General features: G+C 61.8%; 17 protein-coding genes. 6 read left to right on the top strand and 11 right to left on the bottom strand.

What is annotated here, in order from left to right; translation table 11 throughout:
• Nucleotides 1-17 precede the first annotated feature (17 nt).
• Together V1289_RS43280 and V1289_RS43275 are read left to right on the top strand one after the other, a co-directional pair.
• A complete protein-coding gene (locus tag V1289_RS43280) occupies nucleotides 18-272 on the top strand; it encodes a hypothetical protein (RefSeq protein ID WP_334405639.1) in 255 nt (84 codons plus the stop codon).
• Nucleotides 250-1299 (top strand): HD-GYP domain-containing protein, encoded by a 1050-nt coding sequence (locus V1289_RS43275; protein ID WP_334405637.1) that lies wholly within the window; start codon nucleotides 250-252, stop codon nucleotides 1297-1299. Before V1289_RS43280 ends, V1289_RS43275 begins: the two co-directional genes overlap by 23 nt.
• Before the next feature lie 30 nt (nucleotides 1300-1329).
• Here V1289_RS43275 and V1289_RS43270 read toward each other — a convergent pair whose 3' ends face one another.
• From V1289_RS43270 to V1289_RS43255, 4 genes are all read right to left on the bottom strand, one after another.
• The gene (locus V1289_RS43270) at nucleotides 1330-2205 is read right to left on the bottom strand and encodes an MBL fold metallo-hydrolase (RefSeq protein WP_334405635.1); all 876 of its coding nucleotides are present in this window, start codon (nucleotides 2203-2205) and stop codon (nucleotides 1330-1332) included.
• 133 nt (nucleotides 2206-2338) lie between these two features.
• Entirely contained in the window at nucleotides 2339-3961 is a 1623-nt protein-coding gene (locus V1289_RS43265) for an ABC-F family ATP-binding cassette domain-containing protein (RefSeq protein WP_334405633.1), read from the bottom strand.
• Between the two features lie 206 nt (nucleotides 3962-4167).
• On the bottom strand, nucleotides 4168-6381 hold the full coding sequence (locus V1289_RS43260) for a multicopper oxidase family protein (protein WP_334405631.1): 2214 nt from the start codon (nucleotides 6379-6381) through the stop codon (nucleotides 4168-4170).
• Between the two features lie 138 nt (nucleotides 6382-6519).
• Complete coding sequence (locus V1289_RS43255; protein WP_091976305.1) at nucleotides 6520-6669, bottom strand: hypothetical protein; 150 nt, start codon at nucleotides 6667-6669, stop codon at nucleotides 6520-6522.
• Nucleotides 6670-6793: 124 nt separating this feature from the next.
• On the opposite strand from V1289_RS43255, the gene V1289_RS43250 reads away from it, so the two are divergent.
• Nucleotides 6794-7261, top strand: coding sequence for a hypothetical protein (locus tag V1289_RS43250; RefSeq protein WP_334405628.1), 468 nt, complete (start codon nucleotides 6794-6796; stop codon nucleotides 7259-7261).
• A gap of 18 nt (nucleotides 7262-7279) precedes the next feature.
• On the opposite strand, the gene V1289_RS43245 is transcribed toward V1289_RS43250, so the two are convergent.
• The 4 genes from V1289_RS43245 to V1289_RS43230 form a co-directional block, all read right to left on the bottom strand.
• A complete protein-coding gene (locus V1289_RS43245) occupies nucleotides 7280-8110 on the bottom strand; it encodes a tetratricopeptide repeat protein (RefSeq protein WP_442896136.1) in 831 nt (276 codons plus the stop codon).
• A gap of 32 nt (nucleotides 8111-8142) precedes the next feature.
• Nucleotides 8143-8829: a substrate-binding domain-containing protein gene (locus tag V1289_RS43240; RefSeq protein WP_334405625.1), complete on the bottom strand. Its 687-nt coding sequence runs from the start codon at nucleotides 8827-8829 to the stop codon at nucleotides 8143-8145.
• Nucleotides 8830-8835: 6 nt separating this feature from the next.
• Nucleotides 8836-9540, bottom strand: coding sequence for a GrlR family regulatory protein (locus V1289_RS43235; RefSeq protein ID WP_309184477.1), 705 nt, complete (start codon nucleotides 9538-9540; stop codon nucleotides 8836-8838).
• 182 nt (nucleotides 9541-9722) lie between these two features.
• Complete coding sequence (locus V1289_RS43230; RefSeq protein WP_309184476.1) at nucleotides 9723-10760, bottom strand: glutamine synthetase beta-grasp domain-containing protein; 1038 nt, start codon at nucleotides 10758-10760, stop codon at nucleotides 9723-9725.
• A gap of 540 nt (nucleotides 10761-11300) precedes the next feature.
• On the opposite strand from V1289_RS43230, the gene V1289_RS43225 reads away from it, so the two are divergent.
• Complete coding sequence (locus V1289_RS43225) at nucleotides 11301-11495, top strand: DUF2735 domain-containing protein (protein ID WP_334405622.1); 195 nt, start codon at nucleotides 11301-11303, stop codon at nucleotides 11493-11495.
• 93 nt (nucleotides 11496-11588) lie between these two features.
• Here the strand turns inward: V1289_RS43225 and V1289_RS43220 are convergent, their stop codons facing one another.
• Entirely contained in the window at nucleotides 11589-11897 is a 309-nt protein-coding gene (locus V1289_RS43220; RefSeq protein WP_334405620.1) for an MliC family protein, read from the bottom strand.
• Nucleotides 11898-11995: 98 nt separating this feature from the next.
• Between V1289_RS43220 and V1289_RS43215 the strand changes: the two genes are divergently transcribed.
• On the top strand, nucleotides 11996-12742 hold the full coding sequence (locus tag V1289_RS43215) for a tyrosine-protein phosphatase (protein WP_334405618.1): 747 nt from the start codon (nucleotides 11996-11998) through the stop codon (nucleotides 12740-12742).
• A gap of 17 nt (nucleotides 12743-12759) precedes the next feature.
• Here the strand turns inward: V1289_RS43215 and V1289_RS43210 are convergent, their stop codons facing one another.
• Both V1289_RS43210 and V1289_RS43205 read right to left on the bottom strand, forming a co-directional pair.
• Entirely contained in the window at nucleotides 12760-12963 is a 204-nt protein-coding gene (locus V1289_RS43210; RefSeq protein ID WP_074277330.1) for a hypothetical protein, read from the bottom strand.
• A gap of 106 nt (nucleotides 12964-13069) precedes the next feature.
• Nucleotides 13070-13768, bottom strand: a complete 699-nt coding sequence (locus V1289_RS43205; RefSeq protein ID WP_334405616.1) for an SGNH/GDSL hydrolase family protein — start codon at nucleotides 13766-13768, stop codon at nucleotides 13070-13072.
• Between the two features lie 124 nt (nucleotides 13769-13892).
• Here V1289_RS43205 and fabG point away from each other — a divergent pair, with 124 nt between their 5' ends.
• Nucleotides 13893-14573 carry a 3-oxoacyl-ACP reductase FabG gene (fabG, locus tag V1289_RS43200; protein ID WP_334405614.1) on the top strand — a complete coding sequence of 227 codons (681 nt, stop codon included), beginning with the start codon at nucleotides 13893-13895 and terminating at the stop codon, nucleotides 14571-14573.
• Nucleotides 14574-14689 lie beyond the last annotated feature (116 nt).

Here is a 14689-nt window from a genome sequence, read left to right as displayed (position 1 = left end):
GAGAAAGGACTTACTTGATGCGCGGTCTACGCAAGATCACCAACTTTTCCATATTGACCGTTTCGACAGAACCGCTGCGCGGAATTGTCGAGATTGATACCTTCGATTCGGTGGTGAAATTCGAACTCAGCGAAGACACGGCGCTCAACATTTGCGCCGATCTCGAACATTTTCTTACGCAAGGAAGCCCAGGCGACCACGCAAGCCACAGCGCGGACAGACCGCGACCAGACATCGGGACCAATTGTTATGTCCGTTCACGTCATAGCTGATACGCGTGACAGGCTTTCCGCGCTGTCCAGGATGCTCGATCAGCAGCATGCCGTAACGTCGGAATTGCTCGGTGGAGCGAGCCTGCGTCACAATGGCATCGACGCCGTCGTTGTTGCTGCCGATCTGGGCAAGGTTGAGAATATTTCAGCGTTGAAAGCGGTATCCGGAAAACTAAAACACGTAACCAAGCGAATTTTTCTGACCGATCGAAAGGGACGTCTGTCGGTCGTCCAGGCCTATGCACTGGGGGCGACGCACGTCCTCAGAAACCCCGTCAGCCAAGCGCAATTGCTGGCGAAGCTCGCCGATGGCGACGCCATTGCGACAACCCGGGACGAGATCGGGTTGATCGGACAGGAGGCGGCATCGGCCGGCGCCGCCAGCATCGCCTCGATGTTCTCGGCCGTATTAAGCGGCGCCCCGGTCGATGTCAGGGGCGCGAAAAACGCCGGCAGCAAGATCGCCGACAGTATTGCCGAAGATGGCCTGTCCAATTGGCTCACAACGGTCCGCCGTCATCATGAGGGGACTTATCAGCACTGCCTTCTGGTGACGGGAGTAGCCGTCGACTTTGGATTGAGCCTCGGCATGGCAAAGGCTGACGTGGAACGATTGTATTCAGCTGCGATGTTTCATGACATCGGCAAGGCAAGAATTCCGCTCGACGTTCTGGACAAGCCCGGGCGTCTCGACGATCGGGAACGCGCGCTGATCGAAACTCACCCTGCGGCGGGATATGAGGCGCTGATGGGGACTGCAGGTGTTTCCCCGGAAATTCTCGATGCAGTCCGCCATCACCACGAATACCTCGACGGCAGCGGCTATCCCGACGCGCTTTGCGCCGAAAGCATCGCGGATATCGTGCGAATATTGACCATTTCCGACATCTTCGCGGCATTGATCGAGCTGCGAACCTACAGGCCGGCTATGCCGAGGGAAAAGGCTTACGAAATCCTTCAGAACATGAAAGGCAAGCTCGAGCGACCACTTGTCGAGGCGTTCAGGGACGTCGCGCTAAACAGATGACGTTTCCCTCGCCACGCGATCGAGCGTCAGCTACTCCCGCTTGAACCGATAGTTGAAGCGATCGCCGTCCGCGGTGATCAGGCCCACGGTCGGTGTCGGGAAATGGATCGGCAGGATCAGCGTATCGGTGCCCACCACGGAAGCAAAAAATTTGCGGCGCGACACTGCTGACTGCTTTGCATCCCAGTCCGGCTTCGCCGACCAGTCAGGTTCGCGGCACTGGATCACGTGATGCATGAGGTCGCCGGCCACCACCGCGCGCTTGCCGCGCGAGAAAATGTTGACGCAGCAATGGCAGGGCGAGTGCCCCGGCGTCGGCGTCAGCGTGACGGTGTCGTCGAGCGCGTAATCGTCATCGACCAGCAGCGCCTGCCCCGCTTCCACGATCGGCAGACAATTGTCGCGGAAAACCTTGCCGGGCGGATTGGCGCCCTTGGCATATTCCGCTTCCCACACCGCATATTCCCTTTTGTGAAACACATATTTCGCATTCGGGAATGTCGGCACCCAGCGGCCGTCGCGCAGCGTCGTGTTCCAGCCGGTATGGTCGATATGAAGATGGGTGCAGAACACATAGTCGACCTGCTCGTAGCCGATGCCGAGCGCGAACAGCTCGTTGCGCCAGCGCTCCTTGCCTGGAAAATCGAACGGCGGCGGATGGCCCTTGTCCTCGCCGGTACAGGTGTCGACAAGGATGGTGTAGCGCGGCGTGCGGACCACGAAGGTCTGGTAGGTGATGACCATCATGCCGAGCGCGGTGTCGAACACCTCCGGCTCCATGCCCGGCAAATGATGCTTGAAAACGGCCTCGTCATAGGCCGGGAAGAAATCCTGCGGCCGCCGCCACGGCCCCTCGCGCTCGATCACCGCGTCGATGGTGATGTCGCCGATCCTGATCTGTTTCATTTTTTTCGTTTCGCTCTCGCTTTTTGCGGCAGCGTAGCGGGCGACATCGGGGCGTCAAGCCAGGGACAGCAATGCGAAATGTTCGTAGCCGGGATCGCGCTTCGCTCCATCCCGGCTACGGGCTCACAGCGCTTCAGCTCCGCAAGCCCGGCGCCTCCTGCCCGGTGCGCGCGACATATTCCGAATAGCCGCCGCCGTATTGATGCGGGCCCTCCGGCGTCAGCTCCAGCACGCGGTTGGAGAGTGCGGCCAGAAAATGCCGGTCGTGGGAGACGAACAGCATGGTGCCCTCGTATTCCGACAGCGCCGTGATCAGCATTTCCTTGGTCGCGAGATCGAGATGGTTGGTGGGCTCGTCGAGCACCAGAAAGTTCGGCGGATCGAACAGCATCTGCGCCATGACCAGCCGCGCCTTCTCGCCGCCCGACAGCACCCGGCATTTCTTCTCGACGTCGTCGCCGGAAAAGCCGAAGCAGCCGGCCAGCGCGCGCAGCGAGCCTTGGCCGGCCTGCGGAAACGAATCCTCCAGCCACTGGAACACGGTGCGCTCGCCGTCCAAAAGATCCATCGCGTGCTGCGCAAAGTAACCCATCTTCACGCTGCCGCCGACCGCCACCGTTCCGTCGTCCGGCTCGGTCGAGCCCGCCACCAGCTTCAGCAGCGTCGACTTGCCGGCGCCGTTGATGCCCATCACGCACCAGCGCTCCCTGCGGCGGATCATGAAGTCCAGCCCCTCATAGATGCTTCTGGAGCCGTAGCCCTTGTGGACGTTTTTGAGGCTGACGACGTCCTCGCCGGAGCGCGGCGCCGGCAGAAAATCGAACGCCACGGTCTGGCGGCGCTTCGGCGGTTCGACGCGCTCGATCTTGTCGAGCTTCTTGACCCGGCTCTGCACCTGGGCGGCATGCGAGGCCCGCGCCTTGAAGCGCTCGATGAACTTGATTTCCTTGGCGAGCATCGCCTGCTGGCGCTCGAACTGGGCCTGCTGCTGCTTTTCGTTCAGCGCGCGCTGCGCCTCGTAGAATTCGTAATTGCCGGAATAGGTCGTCAGCGTGCCGCCGTCGATCTCGACGACCTTGTTGATGATGCGATTGATGAATTCGCGGTCGTGCGAGGTCATCAGCAGCGCGCCCTCATAGCCCCGCAAGAACTGCTCCAGCCAGATCAGGCTCTCGAGATCGAGATGGTTGCTCGGCTCGTCCAGCAGCATGACGTCGGGACGCATCAGGAGGATGCGCGCCAGCGCCACGCGCATCTTCCAGCCGCCCGACAGCGCGCCGACGTCGCCCTCCATCATCTCCTCGCTGAAACCCAGACCCGACAGCGCCTCGCGCGCCCTTCCGTCCAGGGCGTAGCCGTCGAGTTCCTCGAAACGCCCCTGCACTTCGCCGTAGCGCGCGATGATATCTTCCATGTCGTCGGCGCGGTCCGGATCGGCCATCGCCGCCTCGAGCTCTTTCAGCTCGGCTGCGACGAGGCTGACGGGGCCGGCGCCGTCCATCACCTCGGCCACCGCGCTGCGGCCGGACATCTCGCCGACATCCTGGCTGAAATAGCCGATCGTGATGCCCCGATCGAGCGCGACCTGGCCCTCGTCGGGTTGTTCCTGGCCCGAGATCATCCGAAAAAGCGTGGTTTTGCCGGCCCCGTTGGGACCGACGAGGCCGATCTTTTCGCCCTTCTGGAGTGCCGCGGAGGCTTCGATGAAGAGAATCTGGTGGCCGACTTGCTTGCTGACGTTATCGAGACGGATCATGGGGGCCTGAATGGATTAAGAGCTTGCGGCCGCTCTTAATCCATGTTGCGTCGCAGCGAAAGCCCGAACCATCACGGGGGAACCATTCCGCAACCCCATCGCACCCGCCACACCCCCTCAGCGCCGGGTGCCCCCAAGCCGGATTTACACGCTTGACCGGCGCCTCCGGCGCCGGCTCCTTTCGGCAAATAAGCCGTCGAACCGAGCTAATGCTTCATCGGCATCTGCATCGGCATCGTCATCGACGGCGTCGCTGACGCATTGTGTTTCATCACCATGCCCAGTCCACCGCCCGCTGCACTCAGATCGGGAACGATGGCGATGTTGAGCATCATGCCGCTGTCCTCGTGGTCGAGGATGTGGCAATGCAGGACATACTCGCCGATGTATCGGTCGTATCGGGTCCTGATGTGGACCTGATAATTGTTCTCGACAAAGATCGTATCGCGGAAGGTGTGATACATCCCGCAATATTGGCTGGCCAATTGGCCCTGGTCGCCGCCAGCCACCGCGTTGCAATTGCCGTCCTTGTCGAAAATGGACACTTGCTGGCCGCTCGCATTCGGCGTGGTCACGTCGATGACCTGGAACGGGTTGACGTGGATGTGGAAAATGTGCGGCTCGCCCTGCGCCGTCAGCAGCCAGTCATCCGACGTGTTGACCTGCCGCGTGATATTGACGACATCCGGATCGTAGGATTTGCCGTTGACCTGGAAGTGCAGGCCCTGATCCTGCGTAAAGCTGATGGAAAACGCGGCTTGTTGAACGTCGGGATTTGTCGCCGGTGGCAGATCTTCGAAAGGTGCCCAAGGCCGCAGATCGCCTGCACGCAATCCGTCGCGAATGGCGGGGGGAAGCTGCGGATTGGCGTCAAACAGCGCCTGCTCGACATAATCCTTCAGGTTGACCGTCACCGCCTGCCCTCCCCTGACGTGGACGTAAGCCAGGAGCTGCGGGTTTGAAGGTCCCTGCCCGCCATGGCCGCTGCCGTTGATGACCCTCTGCGCCGGCGGGGCTGCCTGATCGAGCAGGCAATAATCGCCTTCGGACGGGAACGCGACCAGGATGTCGCTGCGGTATCCCGGCTGAAGGTAATTCGACTCGAGCAGACCTCCTCCCGCCGGCTGCGCACGAATCTCGCGCAGCTTCGCCCGCGTCAATCCGTCGGTGGCAATCTCGAACTGCGGTATCAGCGTCCCCGCCGTCGCGTTGCACGCGGTCAGCAGGTCGGCCTTTTGCTGCAGACGATTGCCGCTGAGCGCGGACGCGGCAATGAGATTGGTTGCTCCAACCGGACTCGCGCGCACCACCTGCAGATTGATGGTCTCATGGATGCCGGCATGGACGAACCGCCAGCGTTGAATCTGCCCTGCGGGCAATGTGATCGTCGGCTGGACGACGCCGTTGATGCTGGTGAAGCGTCCGTTGGTGTCCCAGATGGTCGCCGAGTCCAGCTGCAACGCGAAATTTTCAACGGCGCCGGGACTGACCTGATTTTGCGGTGTCGACAAGGGACAGACCCAGGGCGCAGACGTCGACGCACCGGAGCTGTTGACGTTATAGAGACCCGCCGTGGTGTAAAGCTGCTGCCAAGGGCCGCCCTGATCGTTTTTCTGAACCGCGAAACAGGCATAGGCGATTTGCTGGAACAGAAATACCTGCTCGGTCAGCGGGACGCCGGCGGCGGTGTGAAGCACGGTATCGATATCCGCGATCGGATGCGGGTCAGCCGGGGTTGGCGGCGCATACGGCCGATTGCCGCGTATCAGGATAACGCCGGAGGCTCCGCTCGCAACGTTGACGGCGGTCGAACCATGGCGGTGCGCATGGTACCAGAACGTGCCGGCGGGATGATCCGCGGGAATGTTGATTTCATAGGGGAACCGCGATTGCGGAGCGATATTCAGCAGCACATTGTCACTATTGCCTGCCGGGGAGACGTGCAGGCCATGGGTATGCAGATTGGTGGTGTTGAAGCAGCCGACTCCGAACGGCAGGCTTAATCCTGTCGGCGGACTGTCCCAGCAGCTTGGGTCGCTCTTGTCGGTCCCGTTCTTCAAATCGACCCGCAAGGTGTCACCAGGCCTGACATCGATCACCGGACCGGACTTGCATCCGCCATAGGAGCGCAACTGGACGGGATCTTCTCCATTCGGCTGCGGATCGGTCGGATCGGGGTTGTTGATCTTGAACTGCGCGAGCACGAAATCGAGCTCCACCGACACGATCGAGCCGTTCCGTGACATCGACCCCTGCGGATTGCAGGGAGCGGGCGCGCCCAGCGCCTGCGGCGCCAGCCGCGGGCCAGGTTCGCTCAACGTTGGAGGCGCCTCGAACGGATGCACCGTGGCCGCCCGGAGTGGCGCACTCGCACCCAGCATTGCGATGAACGTGAATACCGCCAGCACAGCATTTTTCATATCGGTGCCCTCCTGCGGTTAGGAGAATACCGTAACGTCGCAATCGTCAAGCGTGTATTTTATAAATTTATCAATCTTAGAGGATAATGCTCACTCGGATGTGTTCGGATGCGGGCAACGAACGGTTTGCCACCGGCGCTAGTGCCGTTTGAAATATTGCACAGCGCGTTCGTGCTTTTCGGCGGCCGCGCGTGACTTGAAAGTGCCGAGATTACGCCGTTTGCCGGTCTTCGGATTTACTTTCCGGGAATAGAGCCGGTATTCACCGGACTGCAGTTTGCGGATCATGAGACCTGCCTCGCCTGACCTTCCTGTCGGGTCAACCTGAACGACACGACCTCGTTCCCTGGACTCAACTAATTTTCGCGCAACCGGGTTCGAACCCGCGAGCCCGCACGATCGACCAAGGTCCATGTTCGCATCGATATCCAACAGCGCGATGACGGAAGTGGAGAAGATTTTAGCCGAAGCCGCTCGGCTGCCGCTGAAAGACGCGGCTTACGCGCTGTGGCGGCAGAGTCCGCGGCTGGATACGCTCGAGGGTCAGCCGATGACAGCCGAAGAGCACGCCGCTGCCGCCGCGCGGCCGATGGCGGAGATCATGGCAAAGATGAAACACGACCACGATCATGCCGAGGATGGACGGACCTTCGGCCGGCTGAAACGCGCGCATCCCACGGCCAGCGACGCTGATGTCAAGACCGCGATCATTGCCGCGGTGAAGTTCGACGACGACTGCTTCAGATATTATGAGGAAGCGCACGGCGATTTTGGCGAACGGATCGAGCGCGCGGTCGAACTCGCCGCAAGGAAAAATCCCGGCTACTTGCAACGGACCTACCAGAAAGCGAAATACTACATCGGCTATTACATGAAGTAGGACGGCCGCGTGCGCGGCCTAGAAGCACAAATTCGTCACCACATTGCCGCGCTTGTCCTTGATCGCGTACGGACATCGCATCCGCTCCAGCGCCTTCTTGGCGTCTTCGTCGCCGAGCGCGGCGGCGCGCTGGTAATAGGCCTTGGCGGCATCGGAATCCTTCGGTCCGCCACGGCCTTCCTGTGAAAACGCCCCCATCCGCTCCAGCGCGCCGGGGTGATTTTGCGCCGCCGCCTTTTCAAACAGCGCCCGCGCGGCGGCATCGTCCCTGGATCCGCCATTGCCCTCCGCCAGCATCATGCCGAGCTGATACTGCGCCTCGGCATTGGTCTCGGCGGCCTTCGACAGCAATTCACGGGCGCGCGCGGGATCGGCGGTCGCGCCGGCGCCGCCGCCAAGGGCGGCGAGATTGCTGACGCCGCGGGGATTGCCGGCTTCGGCCGCGCGTTCGAACAGTTTTCTCGCCTGCGCTTCGTCGCGCGCAACGCCGGCACCGGTGCCATAGAGCACGCCGAGTTCGACCATCGCCGAAGTGGATCCCTTGTCCGAGGCCTTGCGCCAGGCGGCGATCGCTTCCGGCATTTGCCGGTTCACGGCGTAGGCGCGGCCAAGCTGGTACATCGCCCGGCGCGGTCCATTGGCGGCGTTTTTGCAATATTTGATCGCGGTCGCGATGTCGGAGGCGGCGATATCGGGCACGCCCTTCACGTCGGCCGGCTTGTCGGGATCGGATGGATCGGCCGCAACGCGGTCGCACAGAACGAGGTCCGCCGATTGCGCGTAGGCCGGCGCCGGCGTCGTCATGGCGACGATCGCAACGACCGTAAAGGAGCAAATCCGTCTGGACATGCCCGGCAGGTTGCGTCGAAGAGCCGGCAAATTCAAGGCTTGAGCCCGCAACCGCGCAGCACCGGGGCGACCTCCGGCGAAGCCAGATAATGCAGCAGCCGGTCGGCCTGATCGGCCTTCTGCGAAGCCGCCATGCGGCCGGCCGAAAACACCGCCGGTGTTTGCAGCTCGTGCGGGATCGGTCCGATGACTTCGACACCGCTGACCTGCTTCAATTCGCTGATCTGCTGGACGGCAAGGTCCGCCTCGCCGCCAACGAGCCTTTCCGCAGTAAAGCCCGACGGAATAATCACGGCGCGGGCGTTGATCTCGGCGGCAATGCCCAATTGTTCGATCAATTGCGCGAACAGGATGCCGCTGGCGCCGATCCGCGAATACGCCACTGAACGGGCGCCGAGCAGCGCCGCGCGCAGCGCAGCTTCGGTTGCGATATCGGGATGGGCTGCGCCTGCCCTCACGGCAACGCCGACATAGGAACGCGCCAGGTCAACGCAACTATCCGTCACGACGCAGCCCGCGCCCGCGAGTTCCGAGAGCCCCTCGCGGGTCAGAATGACCACGTCGGCCCCCTCGCCGCCGCGCAGCCGATCGAGCAACGCCAGGGTCGGCGCGAAATCGGCATCGATGCGCCCGCCGCCGGCCACTTCATGGCGTCCGGCCAGGCCGTGCACTGCGCCCCTCAGGGCGAGCGTCGAGAGCACGCGTATGGCATTATCCATTTGCGATCAGACCCGGCGCATCAGTTTCAGGACGGCGGTCAGCCGAAGGCTGCGCTTGCCGGCCAGCGCGGTGGCATCCAGCAGCGCTCCCTCGTCGTCGCAAGTGCCGGCAAAGCCGATGCCGACCTCATGGCCGCCGAACACGGGGTTCTCGCCCCTGGCCGGGGTATGCTCCTGGTTGAGGATCTGTCCCTTCCAGCGTCCGTTCGCCGAGGTGTAGGTGCCGAGATAATAGAACGACGCGTCGCCGCCGAGGATGCGGCCGTCATTGAGCAGCATCACGCCGGTCAGGCCGCCATCGACGCCGTCCAGCATCCGGATGTGAATGGAATAGAGGCCGTTGACGATGCCACCCTCGCCGACGCCGCCGGCAATCGGTATCGCCTCTTCCTCGATCGGCGTCATGACCGAGCTGAACACCGCGCCCGGCAATTCCTTGAGGCGGCCATCGAAGCGATAGAGGTCGCCGTCCGGCCTGCCCCGCGCCAGCAGCGTCGCATCGTCGGTGCCGGCCATCGCCCGATAATTCGGGTCCGGATTATGGCGAACGGTCTTGATCTCGATGGCGATCTCGTCGCCGATTTTTTCGTAGGTGCCGATGTGGGCAAAGGCCGAATTGCCGCCGAGCATCTTGCCGTCGCGCGCATACATCACGCTACGGCCGACCGTATCGTTGAGCTGAAACCTGACCTTGTAGAAACCCTCAAACAATAGCCGTGTCCCCGGCAAGCGCGTGACCCGCTATCTAGCGCGGTTCATAACGCAGGGGAACGGCCTTGACGCCGCATCTTCGAAGCGCCGTCATCAAAACGCAATGATCCGTCAAGGCGGTTTTGCCTTGACGGATCAGGTTGCAGCCCGGGCGCCCCCACCGAGGCCCTATGCCGAAATGTTTAGGCTGCGGCAGCCTTCGCGCCGGTCGGAACCGAAGCGATCGTCTTCAGGATCTGCGAAGCGATCTGGTAGGGGTCGCCTTGCGAGTTCGGGCGGCGGTCTTCCAGATAGCCCTTGTAGCCGTTGTTGGCGAAGGAATGCGGAACGCGGATCGAGGCGCCGCGGTCGGCAATGCCGTAGCTGAAGGTGTCGATCGACGCCGTCTCGTGCTTGCCGGTGAGGCGCATGTGGTTGTCCGGACCATAGACCGCGATGTGATCGGCGCGGTTGGTCTTGAAGGCTTCCATCAGCTTCTCGAAATATTCCTTGCCGCCGACTTCCCGCATATAGGTGGTGGAGAAGTTGGCGTGCATGCCGGAGCCGTTCCAGTCAGTATCGCCGAGCGGCTTGCAGTGGAATTCGATGTCGACGCCGTACTTCTCGGTCAGACGCAACATCAGGTAGCGGGCCATCCACATTTCGTCAGCGGCTTTCTTGGAGCCCTTGCCGAAGATCTGGAATTCCCACTGGCCCTTCGCCACTTCGGCATTGATGCCTTCATGGTTGATACCGGCGGCGAGACAGAGATCGAGATGCTCTTCCACCATCTTGCGGGCAATATCGCCGACGTTCTTGTAGCCGACGCCGGTGTAGTACGGACCCTGCGGCGCGGGATAGCCAGAGGCTGGGAAGCCGAGCGGGCGGCCGTCCTTGTAGAAGAAATATTCCTGCTCATAGCCGAACCAGGCGCCTTCGTCGTCGAGGATGGTGGCGCGCTTGTTCGAGGGGTGCGGGGTCTTGCCGTCGGGCATCATGACTTCGCACATTACCAGCGCGCCGTTCGTGCGCGCGCCGTCCGGATAAACAGCGACCGGCTTCAGCACGCAGTCGGAGCTATGTCCTTCGGCCTGCATGGTTGAACTTCCATCGAAGCCCCACAGCGGCAGCTGCTCCAACGTCGGGAACGCATCGAATTCCTTGATCTGCGTCTTGCCGCGCAGGTTCGGTGTCGGCGTATATCCATCGAGCCAGATATACTCGAGCTTGTATTTCGTCATTGAGCCTCTCTGTTGATGATGCAAAAACGTGAGGTGCCGAAAGCCAATCGGTCGCCGCACGCGTACCCGGCCACCATCGGCCGATTCTTACCAAGCAATTAAAGTGCCAATCGCTGCACTGCGGCAGCCGCCGTTTCCTCGATGTCCAGCGCGCCCGAGCACTTTTTTGCTGCGACATAGAAGCGCGGTTGGCACGCGTGTCCAGCGGCCAAAATTCGCTCCGACAGCCCCTCCCGAGCCCGATTCTCCGGCAGTTTCGCTCCCGACACCGCCACGCGATTAAAGCCGCGGCAGGTCACCGCAACAACCGTCAAGCAGGTCGCCCTTTGCCGGCAACCTTGTTGTCGGCTCAAGCGTTAGTCATCTGCCCATTGCCTCACACGAAGCAAAACCAGAATTGCCTACCTTTTAGCCATTATATGGTTCTCTTTTGGTCATCTTGCATCCGCGGAGGGTACGGACGATATCGCGTTTAGTAACCACAAGAGAACGAGTCGGGCGCACCATCAGGGTTCGCGTTCCGTCAGAAGGAGAAATGGGATGATGAATTCGAGTTTGAATCAAGGAACTGCCAAGATCTATCAATTCCCCGCCGGGGGCCGCGCGGCTCTCGGGGGACGTCGCTACGGCGAGACCACGGATGTTGCTTCGGCACAGGCCGGCGACTCCGCGTGCAGCGGCAGCTGGTACCACCAGGCAGCCATCGACGAATCCAAGCCCGGGCGAGACCACTGATGCCGGCCATAAGTTCGGTAGCGACGCGCTCGAAGCTTCAGGCGCGGTTCGGAGAGTAAGAAAGGGTCGGAACGAAAACGTTTCGGCCCTTTTTCATGTCAGCTCGCACGCCGTTACCGGCCGTTTGGCGTGCTTGAGCGTGGTAATGCCGGCCTTGGTCATCTTCAAGGTCACGCCGCTTCCCGAATAGCGCGAGCCGGAAAAAGCAAGACGTTTGCCAAGCGTCACCGCCCTGCCGTCGAGCTGCAGATGGGCGCGTGAATCATATTCGAAAAATCCGACGATGAATTGCGTCCCGTCCGCGCAGCGATAATTCTGAAAGGTCTGGGCGAACGCGGCCGATGCGCCAATCGTGCCAAGAAAAAAAGCCGCCCCGAAAACGGCGATCTTGCGATTATTCATGTCCTTCCCCCAACGGGCTCAGTATAGACCAGATTGCGGAAAGCCAATACGCCGTCCCCATCATTTGTCCGCCGAACAGGATTGCCCAGGTCAGCCAGATGTCAGACAGCCCTGCCCGTCATCTCAATCTCGCCGGCGCCAGCAATTTCCGCGATGTCGGCGGCTATCCCGCAAGAAACGACCGCCGGGTCCGCTGGCGGCAGATCTTCCGCTCCAACCATCTTGGCCATCTCACCGACGGTGACATCGAGGTGGTGCGCGGCCTCGGGGTACGAAGCGCATTCGATTTTCGCGGCCGCATCGAGCGCGCGGAGGCCCTGTGCGGCATGGCCGAGATTACCGTGCATTCGCTGCCGGTCGAGCCCACGGTGGTCGCGGCCCTGCGCGCCATCGCCGCCACCGGCACGCCGCTGTCGACCGTTCACGCGACCGAGGTGATGCGCGATTCCTATCGCAGCTATGTGCAGCAAAACACGCCGCGCTTTCGGACGCTGTTCGCGCATCTGCTGGAGGATCGCGCGCCGCTGGTGATTCACTGCACCGCCGGCAAGGACCGCACCGGATTCGCCTGCGCGCTGATCCTGCATACGCTCGGCGTTTCGGACCAGGCGATTTCGGAGGATTACCTTCTGACCAATCGCTTCTACCGGCGGGATCCCTCCGCCAGCAGCGACCTGCCCGACGACGTCAAGCAGGTGCTCGGCTCGGTACAGACATCGTTTCTGGCCGCCGCGTTCGAAGCCATCGACGCCGACTATGGCGATCTCGAAAACTATCTCCGCGATGGCCTCGGGCTTGGCGCGGCCGAGCGCGCCGAACTCGAGGCGCGCTACCTCGTAGCCTGATTTGGGAGAGCTTCTCTTTAAGCCGCCGCTTCGGCTTCCATCTCGGCGTCGAGGTCGGCGATAACGTCCTCGAATGCCGAAATCGCCTGCTGGACCGCGGCGATCTGGATCAATTCCCAGCCGTTCACCGGCCCGTTGCGATTTTGCAATGCGACGACCAAGTCCCGCCGCTGCTCCTTAAGCTGAACAAGCGGTAAACCGTGGTCGGGTAGATATCTCATGGCGCAGCCCCCCTGCCTGGGATGAACTCCGCTTATAGGGCAAGGACCGCTGCGATCGACTTACAGAACTCCGCCAAATTTTAGCGATCGGGCCCAATCCGTAGTCTTACGTAACACCCTCCGCCTTCACGGCCAGTTCGATCGAACTGGTCAGGGCCTGCGTAATGCAATTGGTCGCCCAATCGCTGGTATGAAGTTGCGTGTCAGCGCCATCGTCCAGTTCCTCGATCGGGATTTTATCGTCGACCCATCGCTGCATCAGGGCGAATCGACGAAAAAGATTGACGCCCTTGTCCCTGGCGACGTCCGATATCATCGACGTAATCTTGTTCGACAGATCAAGCTTGCCCGGTGGCTGCACGACCGCGCGGGTGTATTGCGAATCCATCAGCACCACATCGATCGGCCGGCCCGCGAGCAAATCCAGCCCGACGGTGATCGCCGCCTTCACCTCGTCTGGGTTATAATCCTGGCTTCGGTAGACCGCGTTGGTGCCTACCTGCCAGATGACAAGTGCCGGATCTTCGGCGATGACGTCAGACTCAAAGCGCGACAGTTCCTCCGGCGCCTCCTGCCCTCCGATCCCGCGGTTGAGAACGTCGATCATCCGGCCGTAGAAACCCTGCCGCAGAAACGTTTCCAGCCGGGGAGGATAAGGCAAGACGCCATCGGCGCCGGCCGTCGATGACGATCCGACCGCCACGACCTTGACTTTCCGTTTGTGTTTGAGTGCCTCCGCAAAATTCGGAAGCGGCTTGAAATTGAAGAGATCGAGATGCTGGTCGCACGGTCGCGCATCGGGCATGTGAACATCCTCAGCGGGAATGAAGTCTTGTACACCCGTATTTGGAGGCAAAGTCCCGCGGCATTGCAAATGAAATTCCCCTGACGGTAGTGTGCGCTCCCTGTATTCGGCCGGGAGACCCATCATGGACGGAAAAGTCGTTGTCATTACCGGCGCTTCGGGCGCGCTCGGCAAGGTGGTCGCCGAACAGGCGCTGGCTCGCGGCGCCCGGGTGGCCGGTATCGACTATGCGCCGGCGCAATTGCCGGCAACACCGACCCGGCTCGAACTCGGCAGCGTCGATTTGACCGACGCGGCTGCGGCCAAAACGGCAATCGACGCCGTCGCGGCGCATTTCGGCAAGATCGATGCGCTGATCAATATCGCCGGCGGGTTTGCGTACGAGACGGTCGCCGATGGCGATCCGAAGACGTGGGCGCGGATGTATGCGCTCAACGTCACGACGGCGTTGAACGCCTCGCGCGCGGCGATTGCGTCTCTCACCGCCTCCAACGCCGGCCGGATCATCAATGTCGGCGCGATGGGCGCGCTGCAGGCGGGCGCCGGCATGGGCGCCTACGCCGCCTCCAAGGCCGGCGTGCACCGCATGACCGAGGCGCTTGCCGCCGAGCACAAGGGCAGGATCACCGTCAACGCCGTGCTCCCGTCGATCATCGACACCGCCGCCAACCGCGCCAGCATGCCGACAGCCGATTTCGGAAAATGGGTGGCGCCGAAAGAACTCGCCGATGTGATCCTGTTCCTTGCCAGCGACGGCGCATCCGCCGTCACCGGCGCGCTGCTGCCGGTGAGCGGGCGGGTTTAGACGGGCAAGGCCCCCATCAGTCCGGGATCAACAGCCGCAGCTTCGAATGCTCTGTTTGCTGATAGCGGTTCTGGCGCGGCAGGATCAAATCCCGCTGCATGCACCAAGGCCGATCC

This window comes from Bradyrhizobium sp. AZCC 2289, assembly GCF_036924615.1.
In the GTDB taxonomy this organism is placed as follows: domain Bacteria; phylum Pseudomonadota; class Alphaproteobacteria; order Rhizobiales; family Xanthobacteraceae; genus Bradyrhizobium.
This window is presented reverse-complemented; position numbering and strand designations above follow the sequence as displayed.